This window comes from Nitrincola iocasae (genome assembly GCF_008727795.1).
GTDB lineage: Bacteria > Pseudomonadota > Gammaproteobacteria > Pseudomonadales > Balneatricaceae > Nitrincola > Nitrincola iocasae.
This window is the reverse complement of sequence record NZ_CP044222.1, coordinates 4,087,247-4,103,656: the sequence shown is the minus strand read 5'-3', so window position 1 is coordinate 4,103,656 and position 16,410 is coordinate 4,087,247. Positions and strand designations below refer to the sequence as shown.

At 53.2% G+C, this 16,410-nt stretch carries 14 protein-coding genes; 3 read left to right on the top strand and 11 right to left on the bottom strand.

The window, feature by feature from the left end; translation table 11 throughout:
- The first annotated feature begins 51 nt into the window (after positions 1 to 51).
- Both F5I99_RS19025 and F5I99_RS19020 read left to right on the top strand, forming a co-directional pair.
- A complete protein-coding gene (locus F5I99_RS19025) occupies positions 52 to 2,496 on the top strand; it encodes a PAS domain S-box protein (RefSeq protein WP_191905905.1) in 2,445 nt (814 codons plus the stop codon).
- Positions 2,493 to 3,122 carry a response regulator gene (locus F5I99_RS19020; protein ID WP_151058792.1) on the top strand — a complete coding sequence of 210 codons (630 nt, stop codon included), beginning with the start codon at positions 2,493 to 2,495 and terminating at the stop codon, positions 3,120 to 3,122. Before F5I99_RS19025 ends, F5I99_RS19020 begins: the two co-directional genes overlap by 4 nt.
- A gap of 16 nt (positions 3,123 to 3,138) precedes the next feature.
- On the opposite strand, the gene F5I99_RS19015 is transcribed toward F5I99_RS19020, so the two are convergent.
- From F5I99_RS19015 to F5I99_RS18965, 11 genes are all read right to left on the bottom strand, one after another.
- A complete protein-coding gene (locus F5I99_RS19015) occupies positions 3,139 to 4,377 on the bottom strand; it encodes a PucR family transcriptional regulator (RefSeq protein ID WP_151058789.1) in 1,239 nt (412 codons plus the stop codon).
- Positions 4,378 to 4,388: 11 nt separating this feature from the next.
- The gene (locus tag F5I99_RS19010; RefSeq protein ID WP_151058787.1) at positions 4,389 to 5,306 is read right to left on the bottom strand and encodes an ABC transporter permease; all 918 of its coding nucleotides are present in this window, start codon (positions 5,304 to 5,306) and stop codon (positions 4,389 to 4,391) included.
- Positions 5,303 to 6,370: an ABC transporter permease gene (locus F5I99_RS19005; RefSeq protein WP_151058785.1), complete on the bottom strand. Its 1,068-nt coding sequence runs from the start codon at positions 6,368 to 6,370 to the stop codon at positions 5,303 to 5,305. Before F5I99_RS19005 ends, F5I99_RS19010 begins: the two co-directional genes overlap by 4 nt.
- Positions 6,371 to 7,885: an ABC transporter ATP-binding protein gene (locus F5I99_RS19000; protein ID WP_151058783.1), complete on the bottom strand. Its 1,515-nt coding sequence runs from the start codon at positions 7,883 to 7,885 to the stop codon at positions 6,371 to 6,373. It abuts the gene before it with no gap.
- On the bottom strand, positions 7,885 to 8,985 hold the full coding sequence (locus F5I99_RS18995; protein ID WP_151058781.1) for a BMP family ABC transporter substrate-binding protein: 1,101 nt from the start codon (positions 8,983 to 8,985) through the stop codon (positions 7,885 to 7,887). The genes F5I99_RS19000 and F5I99_RS18995 overlap by 1 nt, the downstream gene beginning before the upstream one ends.
- 17 nt (positions 8,986 to 9,002) lie before the next feature.
- Positions 9,003 to 10,040: an isopenicillin N synthase family dioxygenase gene (locus F5I99_RS18990; protein ID WP_151058779.1), complete on the bottom strand. Its 1,038-nt coding sequence runs from the start codon at positions 10,038 to 10,040 to the stop codon at positions 9,003 to 9,005.
- Between the two features lie 234 nt (positions 10,041 to 10,274).
- Positions 10,275 to 11,171: a bifunctional methylenetetrahydrofolate dehydrogenase/methenyltetrahydrofolate cyclohydrolase FolD gene (folD, locus tag F5I99_RS18985; RefSeq protein WP_151058777.1), complete on the bottom strand. Its 897-nt coding sequence runs from the start codon at positions 11,169 to 11,171 to the stop codon at positions 10,275 to 10,277.
- Complete coding sequence (gene purU, locus F5I99_RS18980; protein ID WP_151058775.1) at positions 11,168 to 12,034, bottom strand: formyltetrahydrofolate deformylase; 867 nt, start codon at positions 12,032 to 12,034, stop codon at positions 11,168 to 11,170. Before purU ends, folD begins: the two co-directional genes overlap by 4 nt.
- 57 nt (positions 12,035 to 12,091) lie before the next feature.
- Complete coding sequence (locus tag F5I99_RS18975) at positions 12,092 to 12,892, bottom strand: PAS domain-containing protein (RefSeq protein WP_151058773.1); 801 nt, start codon at positions 12,890 to 12,892, stop codon at positions 12,092 to 12,094.
- Positions 12,889 to 13,560, bottom strand: coding sequence for a response regulator (locus F5I99_RS18970; RefSeq protein WP_225307488.1), 672 nt, complete (start codon positions 13,558 to 13,560; stop codon positions 12,889 to 12,891). The genes F5I99_RS18975 and F5I99_RS18970 overlap by 4 nt, the downstream gene beginning before the upstream one ends.
- Positions 13,557 to 14,687, bottom strand: coding sequence for a histidine kinase (locus F5I99_RS18965; protein WP_151058771.1), 1,131 nt, complete (start codon positions 14,685 to 14,687; stop codon positions 13,557 to 13,559). Before F5I99_RS18965 ends, F5I99_RS18970 begins: the two co-directional genes overlap by 4 nt.
- 342 nt (positions 14,688 to 15,029) lie before the next feature.
- On the opposite strand from F5I99_RS18965, the gene F5I99_RS18960 reads away from it, so the two are divergent.
- Entirely contained in the window at positions 15,030 to 16,394 is a 1,365-nt protein-coding gene (locus tag F5I99_RS18960) for a flavin-containing monooxygenase (RefSeq protein WP_151058769.1), read from the top strand.
- Positions 16,395 to 16,410 lie beyond the last annotated feature (16 nt).

Sequence of the window (16,410 nt, the reverse complement as noted above, 5' to 3'; positions counted from 1 at the left end):
TTCGATAGTAAAAGTTCCAAGCGAAGGTCCCCCTTGTGGAATGATATGCAAATGAATTCAGAACTTTATCGCCCAATAATTTTGGTCGTCGACGATACGCCTACCAAAATTACAGAGGTTATTAATGCCCTCGAATCCCATGGCTATCGAGTAGTGACAACAGCAAATGGGAAAAAAGCCTTGTATCTTGCTCACCAGATATGCCCAGACCTGATCCTGGTCAACCTGATCATCCCCGGTGAAGACAGCATCGAGGTTTGTCGATATTTCAAGTCTGACACACAAACCCGTGATATCCCGATCATATTCATGATCCCTGAAGCAACCATCAACGAATACAAAACAAAGTGTTTTACCGCAGGTTGCATTGACTACATCACTACACCCATATGTCTCGATGAAATCACCTTGCGCCTAACCACACACATAGAACTTACCGCTGCTCGGCGTGAATTGAATAATCGCAATGCCCAACTGAAAGCCTGCAGGCCAGAGCTCAGCAACAGCAAACAGCAGTTACATGCTGAGGCCAGACTTCCCAGCCACGCAGCGGCACAGCTTGCATTAAAAAGATTCGTACTAGAACGAATCCATGAAGCCACTTTTTTGGTTGATGAAGCAGGTCAGATTCACTACATCAATCAAGCAGTCTGTAACCGCCTCGGCTATACGCAAGAGGAGTTACTTAAGATGAATCTGAAAGATATCGACCTGAATTGGCCAGTAGGTCTTCAAGGGAAGGAGTGGATTACATACTGGGATAAGATACGAGAAGAGGGGGAGGTGACTTTTGAGACTCAGCACATTACTCGCTCAGGTGAAATATTTCCGGTAGAAGTCACTGCCTACTATTTTGAGAACAACAGTAGTAATAACATTCTGGGTTTAGTGCGTGATATCAGCAAACGAAAGCAGACTCAGGCTGAACTACACCAGTACCGGGAACATCTGGAAGAACTGGTCACCGAGCGCACAGAATCTCTTAACCGGGCGTTGAAATTTACAGAAGGGGTTATCAACGCTATTCCTGACCTGTTAGTTGAACTAGATCAGTATGGCCGGTACCTGAATATCTGGACCTGTTTTCAGGAGGACCTAGCTGCTCAAAGAGAAGGTCTATTAGGAAAAACTGTTGGTGAAGTGCTATCACCTGAAGCTGCAACTACTGTAATGAGTGCACTAGCCGAAGCAAGTACAGTTTCAACATCTTTTGGTAAGCGAATCTTGATTGATCTACCTACAGGACCAAGTTGGTTCGAACTATCCGTATCCCAATGCCCAGGCAGCACAAATGGTGAGCCCCATTTTTTGGTGTTATCGCGTGATATTAGTGAGCGTATCCGGGCGGAGGAAGAAATTTGTCGAATGAATAGCGAACTGGGACAGCGTGTGCGTGTACGTACCGCACAGTTAGAAGTATTGAACAATGAGCTGCGCACCAGTGAGATCCAATACCGCTCGCTTGTCGAAAATCTGCCCGACAATGTTATCCGTTATAACAGTTTTGGTCAGATCATGTACTGCAATCTTAATTTTTTGCGCTTATTTTCCCTAACTATTGAGGATGTATTAGGAAAAACCCCTTGTGAAATATTTCCTGATCTTGTCAGTATTAAAATTTACCAGGCAGCAATGCTACGGGTGATCACAAGCGGCCAATCCGAGCAAATCGAATCTGAAGTACCCGGCTACAACGGCAAAAGAAGAACTTACCAAGTCAGATTTGTTGCCGAACGGGATGTTAATGGCACGATTACTGGGGCGTTATCTATTGGTCATGACATTACTGAACAGGTTATAACAGAGTGTCAGTTGGCGGAATCTCACGCCAAATTGCGCTCATTGCTGGCTCGACGCGAAGCTGACCTGGATGAAGAACGCCGCCGCATAGCCCGCGAAATGCACGACGAGCTGGGCCAATTGCTGAATGCACTCAAACTCGGAATATCAACACTCAAGATGCAGTTTGGACAAGAATTTCCGGCACTTGAGACGAAAGTGAATGACTTGCTCACACTCGCTGATCAAGCTATCCGTTCGGTGCGCACAGTATCCACCCAGCTTCGCCCACCGGCGCTCGACATGGGGATCATCCCAGCCCTGCAATGGCTAGCCGATGAATTTCAGCAACTGAGTGGTGTAACTTGCCAGCTCAGACTGCCATATTTTTTATATAATATTAATGAATTATGTGCCATGACGCTATTTCGCAGTGTTCAAGAAGCTCTAACGAACGCTGCCCGTCATGCTGATGCCAGCCATGTCCAGATAAATCTTAATAGGCAATCTGATGGTACTTATTTCCTGAAGATATGTGATGATGGTATAGGGTTCGACCCTACCAACATTCCCCCCGGACATTTCGGCCTAATTGGTATGCGTGAGCGCATCAATAGCCTTGGCGGCACACTAGAGATAGATAGCGATCTCGGTACTGGTACTTGCATCCACATCTATCTCCCTGATCAGGGAGGCTCAGAGGTGTGTGAGCTATGACCCGCTTACTAATCATCGATGACCACACACTTATGCGCGAGGGCCTCAAGCAGTTATTTTCACTGGTCGAGGGAATCGACGTGGTCGCTGACGTTACAAACGGCGCACAGGCTCTGGAACACCTTCGTAAAGGCGGCATAGACCTGGTCCTGCTCGATCTGAGTATGCCCGGCATAAGTGGTGAATCGCTGATCAAACGCATACGAATCTATTACCCGGAGTTGCGTATTCTCGTCCTTAGCATGCACAATGAACCTCAAGTGGCTAAACGTGCGATTAAAGCGGGGGCGAACGGCTTTGCATGCAAAGACAGTTCATCCGACGCCCTGTTGGAAGCAATCCACAAGGTAGCAGCAGGCGGACGCTACCTTGAGCCATTACTCGCCGAAAAAATAGCATTTGAAACCGTGGGCATTGATGTACCTGCTGATCATGGAGTCCTATCAGATAGGGAATTCCAAGTGTTACACCTGTTAGCAAAAGGAAAAAGTATCAATACTATCGCTGATGAACTCCATATCAGCAACAAAACAGTAAGTACTCACAAAGCACGGATGATGGATAAGATGGGCTTTACTAACACCGCCGAACTGATTCGTTACGCTATAACCAACGGCCTGGCGTAGTATGCCACCACAGCATTCATCGTGTTGAGCGTATCCTTCGGGTGGGAGACAGCCGCCAGATTTGCAGTGCCATTGCCAGGCTCAAGCGGTGATTGGGATCCTCAAGACTGCCACCCAGCATAGACTCTATACGCTGCAGCCGAGCAGTCATGGTATTGCGATGCACCCCTAACCGGGCAGCAGCCAATACCAGGTTGCCGTTAACCTGAAACCAGGCTTCAAGGGTGGGAATCAATACCGGTTCAGGGCCTTTATCAGCATTCAATACGGCGCCCAGGTTTTCGCTGACAAAGCGATCCAGAATGCTGCGATCACGAATACCCGCCAGTAGCGCCAGCGTGCCCATCTCGTCAAAGCTACACAACCCCAGACGATCAGGAAAGGCCTGTGCGGCAACCAATGCCTGACGGGCCTGGTAAAGCCCGAGCGCCCATTCGGATACATCTTTGCCCGGACTCCCCAATCCCAGGCATAAACGTAGCGGGGCCAAGGTCTGATTATGTTCCGCCAACCACTGCGCCAAGTGCTCGCGGCGTAATTCTGGGTTTTCCTTCGCCTCTGGCAGTAACAGGATCCACTGATCACCTTGCTGTAGCACCGGCAGCACTGGGTCAAGACTGGCTTGCCAGGCGGCCAGTGCCCGGGTCACTTGTGCCTGACTGGACTGCAACTGTCGCTCAGCGGCGGCACTGCCATAACGCTCGATCAGAGCATCGCTGCCATCCAGACGAGCGACCAACACTTGGCGTGGAGAGTCTATTGGTATGCCCAGGCGCTGCGCTCTCAGGCACAGAGTATCCATGGCTACTGGATCACCTTCTAGCAACTGTTCCAGCACCTGCAAGCGTGAGCGCCCACGCATCTGTGCTTCCACCAGCGCAACCCCGACAGCCTGGGTCACCACCACCATTTTTAACTGATAGGGTTGTTCAATCAGAGGTAAGCCTAATTGGTCGGCACGGCGAATCACCCTGTCTGGAATAGCGCGAATGTATTCCTGTCCGGTCAGAATCACTAAGCCAGCGATATGACGCTGATGACCTTGCTCCACCAGTTGCAGTAAATTGGCTTCATCACGCACATGATTGATCCCGGTGACAAAGACTAGCTCACCGCCCATCACCCATTCAGCGATAGACTCATTCTCGGCCACATAGGGCCAGCGCACCTGAGAGTGAACCCCGGCAACGCCTGCGCGCAGTACCATGGAATCCAGCCCGGGTAAATCAAATACATCGGCAATGGTCAAAGCCATAACGGCAACCCCTAATGACGGTCCTGGCGTAAATAGGTTACGCCCAGTGCCGCCGGTTCATCGCGATAACGTGAACGTGCCGCCAGCACCAACACCAGTATGGTCAGCAGATAAGGGAGCATGCCCATCAAATACACCGGCACCGGTAACCCTTGCGCCTGCAACCTCGGCAATAACATGTCGACAGCGCCAAACAGCAACGCACCTATCAATGCTCGACCAGGCCGCCAACGGGCAAATACCACCAGCGCCAGGGCTATCCAGCCTCGTCCGGCAACCATATTGTCAACCCAGACATGGGCACTGGCTACCGAGAGATAGGCACCACCCAGTCCACACAAAGCACCACACAGGATGCCTGCCAACACCTGCATGCCGGGAACAGAGACACCGGCATTATCTGCCGCGGCAGGGTCTTCGCCAACAGCGGTGAAGCGCAGGCCAAAGCGTGTTTTATGCAGCACCCAGGCAATCAGTATCACCAGCAAAATAGACACCCAGGCCAGCAACGGCTGCTTAAACAGTAATCCACCCAACAGAGGAAGCTGCTGTAGTCCAGGCAGATCGGGCGCATTCATGCCCTCAAAAGGCTGATGCACCCAATGACGCCCGATAAAACCCGAGAGGCCCAGCCCGATGGCCATCACCGCCAAGCCACTGAGTATCTGATCGGCTTTAAGCACCGCCACTGAAAGCGCGAACAGCAATCCAAGACCGCCACCGGCCAGCAACCCTGCACCTGCGCCCAACCAGGGCGATCCGGATAGCAGGGTCACCACCGCACCGGTCATGGCCCCGACGGCCATATAACCTTCAGCTCCCAGGTTCACCACGCCAGTCCGTTCAGACAAAATCAGCCCCAGGCAAGCGAGCAACAGCGGTAAGGCAGAGACGGGAATACTGGCCAACCAAAATGCGACAAAACTCATACAGTCACCTCTTTGCGTCGGTCGATGCGAAATGCCGCCATAAACTGACACCACAATAGCGAAAGCAGCACGATGCCTTGCATCAGCAACACCGTAGCTTCGGTCAAACCGTAAAATACCTTGAGAGAGGCTCCGGCGTTATAGACACCCGCCAAAACCACCGCCACAGGTAGCACCCAAAACGGCCGGAAGCGGGCAATAAAGGCAATCACGATTCCAGAAAAGGTCATGTTCCAACCCAGATGCTGCGTCAACCGGTATTCGGTTCCCGCCACCAGCAGACCTCCGGCTAGACCAGCCATAGCGCCTGACAGCAAGACCATCACCACCAGGGTCGTTCCCACAGCGATACCACTGGCTTCGGCAACCCGTCTGTTAGCACCCAAAACACGCGACTGGAAGCCAAAACGACTGCGCTCCATGATCCACATAACCAGTAACACCATGCCGATGGAGACAAATAATCCCGTGTGCAAATTGCCAAAGCCTAGCTTAGTTAAGCGTTCTGATGCGGTAATAGCGGGTGAAATTGGAAAGCTTTGCGTAGGATCTCGCCAGACCCCAAACAGCAGATGCTGCAACAGCTGATAGGCCACGTTGGTTAACAGCAAGGTCACAACCAGTTCACTGGCGTGAAAACGCTCTTTCAACCACAAGGGGATAGCGATCCATACCGCACCGCCCGCCATCGCCGCCAGTAGCATGAGTACCCAGCGATAGCTCTCACCGCCAATCCCGTTGATCGATACCGCCATGGCGGCAATCGCACCTAACCAAAGCTGCCCTTCAATACCGATATTCCAGAACTTTACGCGCAGTGCCAAGGCCGCAGACAAACCAGCCAGAATCAGGGGTATCGACAGGGTTAAGGTCTGAGCCAGTCCATCCGTTTGAAAGAACACCTGCCAGACCAAATCTTCAAACAGCATGTCGGCAGGCACACCTGCCTGAACCAGTAGCGCTACACAGAGCACCCCACCCAACAACAGCCCAGCGGCAAAGGTCAGGGAGCTTCTTAAAAAGGATATGTCTAGCCGACGCTGGAGAGCAAACTGCACAGCCATTCAGTGGCCTCCTATCATCAGCGCACCGATTTCGTTGGCACTGGCCGTACCAGGCAACTCTCCGGTGATGCGTCCAGCATTCATCACCAGAATACGGTCAGATAAGGTCATGATTTCCTCCAGGTCTTCACTAATCAGCAAGACAGCACCGCCACGGGAAGTCAGTTCGCGTAAGGCGGCATGTACCGTGCCACAGGACTTCACATCCAGCCCACGGGTGGGTGAGTGGGCAATGGCTACAACACAATCCTGATCCAGCTCCCGGGCCAGCACCAGTTTTTGTGCATTGCCTCCTGAGAGCAGCCGAGTCACGCCCTGAGGGCTTGCACCGGTAATCCGATGCTCTGTAATGGCTTTTTGCGCATCCTGAGACAGGCCTTTAGGTGAAATCCAAAGTCGTCCTTTGCGCCCTGAGGCCACCTGCGTCAGCGCCAGGTTATCGCTGACCGGCAACTCCAGAGCCAGCGCATTAGCGGCACGGTCGGCGGGTATATAACGCAATCCGTAGCCGCGACGCTGCGAAACTGAACTGTTCGAGATGGAAAAGCCATCCAGCTGTAATGATCCGCTATCGACTGGCAGGAGTCCCATTAATGCCTCGCAGAGCTGTGCCTGACCATGTCCGCCAACACCCGCCACACCGACAATCTCTCCACGACGTAACCTGATAGCCACATCAGAAACAGCCGTGGAGCCATCATTGCGTGAAGCATTCAAGCCAACCGCAACCAATAAATCAGCGCCATGGGGTTGCAGATTGGAGGGTTGCCGCTGCGGCGCAGCCACATCCCCCATCATCAGATGGGCAATTTGTGCCTGGGTGAGAGACCCTGTGGATAAGTTGGAAGCTACCGTTTTCCCCTGGCGCAGGATGGTCACCCGGTCACTGTGACCCACCACTTCCCTGAGCTTATGGGTAATCAGAATGACCCCTTTACCGGTATTAGCCATCCGCTGAATAGCCGCCAACAGGCTTGCTGATTCAGCATCGGTGAGTACAGCGGTAGGTTCATCCAGAATCAGAATACGTGCCCCCAAAGCCAGCACCTTGCAGATTTCCGCACGCTGGCGCTCAGCCACAGAAAGATCAGCAACCCGTGCATAAGGATCAAGGGTTAGCCCTAGCTGCTCAGCCGTTGTCTGCAAGGTTTTGGCCGCTACCGATAAGCGCTGCAGTTCAGGGACGCGATCAGCCGCCAGTATCAGGTTCTCGGCAACACTGAAGCGCTCCACCAGCCGATAATGCTGATGCACCATACCGATTCCATGTGCGGTAGCATCGGCAGGCTTGCGGATCGAGCAAGGCTGTCCATCCAGGACTATCTCGCCTTGATCTGGCACATACACACCGGTGAGCAGATTCATCAGTGTCGATTTACCGGCACCGTTTTCGCCCAGCAGTGCATGCACCTCACCGGAATTGAGTTCAAAGCCAGCATTATCCAACACAGTGCGCTCACCAAAGCGTTTGCACAAACCACGAAGATGCAGTGTCTGAAAATCAGCTTGGCTCATCAGCGTGTTGACCCGACAACACCCTTAACCAGATAATCCATCTCCCACACCGCTCCCGCATCAAGTTCAGCGCCTTCGGCCAGCACTTCAGTGCCATCCTGTTTGAACAGCGGCCCGGTGAAGGGTGAGAATTGACCGCTTATCATTTCGGCTTTGGCTGCTTCAATTTGAGCCAGCGCTTCAGCAGGTACATCAGCATGCAGCGGGGTGATATCCACTACACCCTCGGCCAATCCAGGAAAAGCACCATAGGGATTTGGCTCCCAGCTACCGTCAATGATTTTCTGGATAGTCGGTACCAGGTACTTGTCCCAGTTGAATACCACCGATGTCAGGTGGCCATTAGGGGCCGCACCGCTCATATCCAATTGAAAACCAACGCTGTAATGGTCATTGCGTTCAGCGGCCGAAAAGGGTGCTGAAGAGGAAAGGTTGTTGGCAATGACATCGGCACCCATTTCAATCAGTGACTGCGCGGCTTGTCCTTCACGAACCGGGTCCCACCAGGAATTGGTATAGATGGCATTAACGGTTGTTTGCGGATGGCTGGACTGAACCCCCAATGCAAAGCCATTAATATCCCAGTTCACTACCGACACAGGGAAACCACCGAGCATGCCCAGTTTATTGGTTTCGCTAACCGCCGCCGCCGCCATGCCAGCCAGGTACCAGGCCTCGTAGGTTCTGGCGTAGAAGCTCTCCAGATTCTCTGAGTTGTAAATGCCGGATGCTGAAAGAAAGGCGACATGCGGATACTTTTCCGCCGCCTGCTTGACTCCTTCAGAATAACCATAGGTGGTGGCAACGATAATATTGGCACCACGACGAACAAACAGATCAATTGCATTCACCAGTGCGGAAGCTTCTTCAGGAATGCTTTCAGCCACCATCACCTTCACATCCAGTTGATCTGCAACTTTCTGGCGGGCGTTATCAATAGCCTCATTCCAGCCCCCATCCTTGGCAGGCGAGGCATAGATAAAGGCAACAACAGGATCACCTTCCAACGTAAAAGGCTCAGCCTGGCTGAAACACGCCACGGAAAACAACACTAAGCCAGCAGCAAAACGTGATACAGCAGGAACAGATAAGCGGTGCATAAGTCACCTCATTCAATTTAGAGAGTTGTGGGTTGACGAAGCTGATAGGTTTGATCAAACCGGGAGCGGATATAGTCCCCGGATATGATTGGCGGGTATTGCGCCGGCCAATCTGGATTCTGGCAGGTCGGCAGTACCTCAATCAGGCTTTGGGAATTAGGCCCAAAGAAAAACGGAATAGAAAATCTTTCACGTCCTGAGGCATTAATGACGCGATGCAGGGTGGAGGCAAAATAATTATTGGTCCAACGCGCCATCAAATCACCGACATTGACCACAAAAGCCCCCGGAATCGGTGGTGCTTGTATCCAGTCCCCCTGACTATTCAGAACCTGCAGCGCCGGCACTTCATCAGTACGCAAAATGGTGAAACATTCATAATCGGAATGAGGGCCTATGCCAATCTGCTGTTCATCGACCTGTCCCTCTTGAGAGGGGTAAGAAAGTACCCGCATATGCGCCATCGGCTTGGTAATATAAGGCAGGAAATACTGCTCATCTAACTCCAACGCCAGCGCAAAGGCGCGAAAGATCATGCTGCCCAAATCCAGCATCGCCTGATGGTAAGCCTGCAGCGCTTCACGAAAGCTTGGCAGATTCTCCGGCCACTGATTCGGTCCATAGCCAAACACACCGGCACAGACATCCGCATCATCCAGCGGCACATCCAAAGCGATATCAAACCCTTCGTGCAGATCTCCTTTACCTTCAACATTGGTATTTTCATGCAATAACGGGGTATAGCCCCGCATATTCATTGAGCGATTAATGTCCAGTTTGATTTTTTCACTCAGGGGGAGGGCAAAGAAGCTTTTGGCCGCCGAGAAAGTCGCATCAATAACACTTTGAGGTACCTGATGGCCGGTGACATAAAAAAACCCTACCTGCGTACACGCCGTACGAACTTCTTCGCCCACGCGTAAGCGGGCCTGTTGGTCAGAGCCATACAAGGGTGAAATATCAATTTGGGGTATTTCTGAAAAATCGAGACTTCTGGCGTCCAGGCCAGAGGCGGTAACCGCGCGAGGCCCCAACCCTGTAATAACCGTGTTCATGCAAGCATCTCCCGTTGAAAAGACTGTGCACTGGGCACATAGCAACTTTCTGTATTAGTTGTTAAAGCAAGAGGTGTGCCATGGCATGAAGGGAGGCTTTCTACAAAAAACAGGTCTGATTGCGAAGCATAAATTGTGCATCATGCACAGCTAGGAAGAGGCGCTAAGTAAAACTGCCCTCACATAGGGCGCTGCGCGCCCTATGTGAGGGCAGAAAACATAACCGGGAGTTTGCTACTCGCCTTTGCTCAACTGCATCCGCGCCGCGTCCAGGGTATTCTGCATCAGCATGGCAATGGTCATCGGGCCAACACCACCGGGAACCGGCGTAATCGCGGCCACTTGATCGTAGACATCCTCGTAGTCGACATCACCCACCAGCCGGGTGCCACTGTCTGATGCAATGCGATTAATACCGACATCGATCACTACCGCACCGGACTTGAGCCAGTCGCGCTTGATCATCTTCGGACGACCAACCGCCGCAACCAGAATATCGGCGTCACGACACAGGCGTTCTATATCCCGCGAGCGCGAATGCACCAGGGTCACGCTGCAATTGGCTTGCAGCAGCAGGGCGGCCATAGGTTTACCGACGATATTGGAGCGTCCTACCACCACCGCATGCAAACCAGACAGGTCACCGCAGGTGTCATGCAGCAAGCGCATGCAGCCCGCTGGTGTACAGGGAGTCAGTACCTTGCGTCCCTGGCTCAGCCCACCGACATTGCTACTGTGAAAACCATCCACATCTTTCAATGGGTTGATTGATTCCAACACTCGGGTTTCATCCATACCTTCAGGCAGGGGCAGCTGTACCAGAATGCCATGAATTTGCGGGTCGTTATTCAACGAATCGATCAGCGCCAACAAGTCGGCTTGTGTGGTATCGGCGGCTAGCTTGTGTTCCAGGGAATAGATACCCACCTCGGCAGCACGCAGTACTTTATTGCGCACATACACCTGACTGGCCGGATCTTCGCCAATCAGCACCACCGCCAGACCTGGCTGGGCACCCTGCTGTTGCAGTTGCTTTACCTGTTCAGCCACTTCAGATAGCACCCGAGCCGAGGCGCGTTTACCATCAATGCGCTTAAAGGGCGCATCCTGCAATGCTAGCTGTGTATTCATCGGAAAATCACCGTTTTGTCCTGATTGAGAAATACGCGATGCTCAAGATGGTATTTTACCGCTTTCGACAACGCTACTGTTTCGGTATCACGACCTATATTGACTAGATCTTCGGGTTTGTAGCCATGATCCACCCGCTGCACTTCCTGTTCGATGATCGGGCCCTCATCAAGATCTGAAGTCACATAATGCGCTGTGGCACCAATCAGTTTAACCCCTCGGTCAAACGCCTGGTGGTAAGGCTTTGCGCCTTTAAAGCCGGGCAGGAAAGAGTGGTGGATATTAATCGCCCGACCGGCCAACTGTTTACATAAGTCATCAGACAGAATTTGCATATAGCGCGCCAGCACCACCAGCTCCGTACCCGTTTCCTCGACTAGCTGTATCAGTTGCTGCTCTTGCTGCAGCTTATTTTCCCTGGTTACTGGCAAATACACAAATCGGATACCCTCTCGCTCAGCCATCGGGCGCAAATCCAGATGGTTGGAGACGATAGCGGTAATCTGCATATCCATTTCGCCCTTGTGGTAACGATACAACAGATCGGTCAGACAGTGGTCAAACTTGCTCACCATAAGCAGCACCCGCATCGGACCATCACTGCTGTGCAGCTCCCAGGTCATGTCGAAACGGCCAGCCACTTCAACAAACCCAGCCTGGATCGCCTTGATATCACCTACATGGCCAGCATTGAAACGAAACACCGCGCGCATGAAAAACCGACCGCTGAATTCATCATCGAACTGAGACATTTCGCTGATGTAACAGCTGTTATCAGACAGATAAGACGCCACCGCCGCGACGATGCCCGAGGTAGCCGGGCAGCTGACTTTAAGAATAAAGTGGTGAGTATCGTGTTGCATGTTAAGTCCTCTGTAGTTTGTTACTGGAGTTTTACTGTTGGTAGCTATAAGTAGCCATCAGTGCGGCGCAGGTGAAACAAATATAATGCCCTCAACCCCAAGCACATCGCCATTGTCCGAGAAGATACCGCTGGCGCGTTCATGGACAGTGCGAATAGTGCCCTGAGCCGTAATCAGTCGGTAGTCCAGATAGACCGGGCGACTAGCCTGCAAGCTCTGCTGCACCTCGGTCCAGACTCTGTCCCGATCCTCTGGATGGATCAGGCTGTTGAAGGTGACAACCTGGCTATTAATCAACTGATCCGGCCGATAACCCGTCAGATCAACGCAACCTTGGCTGACATACTCCATGGTCCAGTGGCGGTTATTACGACAGCGGTACACCATCGCGGGCAGGCTATCGAGCAAATTACACAGGCTGCGATGGCTGGCTGCCAGCGCCTGTTGCTCCTGCACCTGCAAAGTGGCATCACCGAGGCTGACGATAAAGCCTCGACTGTAATGCCTGATCCTTACTTCAACCCAGCGCCGTTCGCCGCCAGGCGTCAGAAAACGCAACTGCATCTGCTCCCAGGCACCCAGTGGTGCCTTGGCCAATCGCACCAGCGTCTGCTTCCACAGCGGTTGGTCCTCAGGATGCACAAAGCTGACCTGCGCACGATAAAGACACTCCTGGGCCGAGTAGCCGGTCAGTTCCTCCCAACCTTTGTTCAGTTGCTGGATAGCACCCTGATGATCCAGGCGTGCCAGGGCCAATGGCAGGCTTTCAAACTCCTGGCCCTGCTCGCGACGAAGACCTGCCAACAGGCCGTACCACCAGCTACTCAGAGTTTTCTGAGGTGTCAACAATGACTTCATTCCTGTCTCCTGGATGCCTGCTGCATCCTGTGCAAAAAACCACCCCGGTGCGCCCAGGCCGCCAGCTCCAGCCGCGAATGCAGCTGCAACTTTGTCAGCAGGTGCTTCACATGGATCTTGACTGTTCCATCACTGATACCCAACTCACGAGCAATCAGTTTGTTGCTTAGGCCCTCGGCGATCAGCAACAGGGTTTGTTGTTCCCGATCTGTCAGTTCAACCTGGCTCGAATCAGGTGCCTCAGCCACTGGGGCCTGGTGCAGACCTTGTAGCATCAGCGGGTCCAGCGTCAGGCTACCCTTGTGACAGCCACGCAACTGGGTTATCAACTGTTCCGGCTCGGTATACTTGAGCACATACCCATCGGCCCCTGATGCCAGCGCCTGGCGCAGATCGGCCTGATCATCCGAAGCGGTGAGGATGATCACCAAACTCTGCGGCAAAGCGTGCTTGTAACGCTGCAAGGCTTCACTCCCCTGAATACCGGGCAGGTGCCAGTCCAGCAACACGATATCCGGCGGATCGGCCAATGCCAGTTGTAAGCCTTCATCCGCGCTTGCCGCTGTCCCCAGAATATGGAATTCAGGCACCGCACCGAGCAGCTCCGCCAATCCCTGGCGCAGCAACGCATGGTCATCGACGAGCAGCAGCTTCAATAGGCTCTTCACTTGTCTCTCCAAACCAGACTCACCCGAGTCCCTCTGGGACGACGCGCTGCCACTGTCAAACTGGCGGAAATACTCCGGGCCCGCTCCTGCATCATCTGCAAACCGTAGTGGCCGCTCGGGTCCACCTGCTGGGGAAGCCCGATACCATCATCCTCGACACTGACTTCTACCCCCTGGCCTGGAAGCGCCCGCACACACACCAGTACCTGCTGCGCATGCGAGTGACGGACGACATTAGCCAGCGCTTCACGGACAATGTGCAACACCTGCAACTCGGTTTCGGCACCCATACAGGGCTCAGGCACACGGTTATCCAGCTCAAATACACAACTGCTGCGCCGTGAGAACTCATCCACAGATGCCCTGATCGCTTCATTCAGGCTGCGCCCCTCCATGGTCAGACGTGACAAGGAGATCAGCTCACGCACCTGGCGATGAGCACGTTGCACATTAGTTTTCAAATCCTGCAGCATCAGCGCCGCTTCTCCCGGGTGCTCCGGGTTATCCAGGACCATCGCCATACAGCTAACACGTATTTGCAGATAACTCAGCTCCTGGGCGACTGAATCATGCAGTTCGCGCGACAACACCGCGCGCTCCGCCGCCAGGTCCCGTTGCCGACGCTGGCGCTCATCCAGCACCAGTGCCAGGGTTTCGCTTAATACCTTGGCCACTTCAATCAGTTGTTGCTTCTGGTGTGGGCGGGGCGGTCGGGCGAACTCCAGCATCAAGATGCCCACGCTGCCATGTCCATCATCCACACCACATACCACCCGATGCCGACCCACTCTCAAACACTGAATACAGGTGTTCAAACTACCCAGCGCCGGACAACGATCCGCACAGACAACCCAGGGACAGCTTTCATGCCGGGAACACAGCCCTTCACGACCCACCTTGTGCAATCCCTTTGGGGTATGCAGAATCAAGGTCGCACCACTGGAGAAGAGTTGCTCCTCCAGGCGTCTCAGCCAGTCGCTCAAGGCATCCTCCAGATTGGACTGCCTCAGCAGCACCAACGGCAGTTCAACCAGCCATTGCTGTTGCGCTGGTTCTTCAGCAGGGCGGGACCAACCCACCCATCGCCAGAGCTGAAGGCCCCCTTTTGCAAGCATCTGAAATGGCATTCGAACCTCATCCTGTTAGTCGATCAATAGACTCAACTCAGCAATTTCTGTGCCTTTTCCGCTGTTATTCTCTGCAAGGTCATACTAACAACAATAAAACCTTTAAGAATATATATTTCCCTACAGTAAATTACAATCAGGGCAGCGCCAGGCTTTCAACCAACTGCACCATTTGAATGCACCCTGGTGCCTGACTGCTGCTTGATAGTGCCACAGCCCTAATCCATCCAGGTATATCTCCAATGGGGTACCCACAACAGGAGAGTTTCAGCCAGGGATCACTGCGCTAGCATCGGGTCATCACTGAATTGTCCGATGGATACACGAATAGGGGAGAGACACATGAATACACGTGTAGCAATCATTGGGGCGGGGCCCTGTGGCCTGGCGCAACTGCGTGCCTTCCAGTCAGCGGCAGCCAAGGGTGCTGATATTCCGGAGCTGGTCTGCTTTGAAAAACAGGATGACTGGGGCGGCATGTGGAACTACACCTGGCGCACCAGCATGGATGCACATGGTGAACCAGTACACGGCAGCATGTACCGTTACCTCTGGTCCAATGGACCCAAAGAGTGTCTGGAGTTTGCCGACTACACCTTTGATGAGCACTTCGGCCGCCCAATTGGTTCTTACCCACCCCGCGAAGTGCTGTGGGACTACATTAAAGGCCGAGTCGAGAAAGCCGGAGTGCGTGACTATATCCGCTTCAACACCGCGGTACGTCAGGTCAGCTTCGATGACAACACTGGCCTGTTTACTGTGACGGTGCATGACCATAGGGAAGATCGGGTGTATTCCGAAACCTTTGACTATGTCGTCAATGCCTGCGGCCACTTCTCCACGCCCAACATCCCTTACTTTGACGGGTTTGAGCGTTTTGGCGGCCGGGTATTGCATGCCCACGACTTCCGCGATGCTCTGGAATTCAAAGACAAGGATATTCTGGTGGTCGGCAGCAGCTATTCCGCTGAGGATATTGGCTCACAATGCTACAAATACGGCGCCCGCTCCATCACCAGTTGTTACCGCTCCGCGCCGATGGGCTACCAATGGCCGGATAACTGGGAAGAGAAGCCACTGTTGCAACGGGTTGAAGGCGATACCGCCTGGTTTGCTGACGGCAGCCATAAGCGCATCGATGCCATTATTCTCTGCACTGGCTACCAGCATCACTTTCCCTTCTTGCCTGACGAACTACGCCTGATCACGGGCAACCGCCTCTGGCCACTGCAACTCTACAAGGGCATTTTCTGGGAAGACAATCCCAAATTTATTTATCTGGGCATGCAGGATCAGTGGTACTCCTTCAACATGTTCGATGCCCAGGCCTGGTATGCCCGAGATGTGATACTGGGGCGTCTCCCTCTGCCGGACAAGGCCAGCATGCAGGCCGACAATCAGGCCTGGCGCGATCAGGAGGAAACCCTGCAAACCGCGCAGCAGATGTTTGAGTTTCAGGGCAGTTATATCCAGCACCTGATCGATGCCACGGATTATCCCAGCTTCAATATCCAGTCCGTCAACGAAACCTTCCTGGCCTGGAAGCATGACAAGTACGAAGACATCATGGGCTACCGCAATAAATGCTACCGCTCCCTGATGACCGGCACACTGGCCACGCCACACCATACGCCCTGGCTGGAGGCGCTGGATGACTCTCTGGAAGCCTATCTTCAGGAAATGCCGCAGCTCAAGTCGGCTGTGTGACTTAACCGCGAAGCTT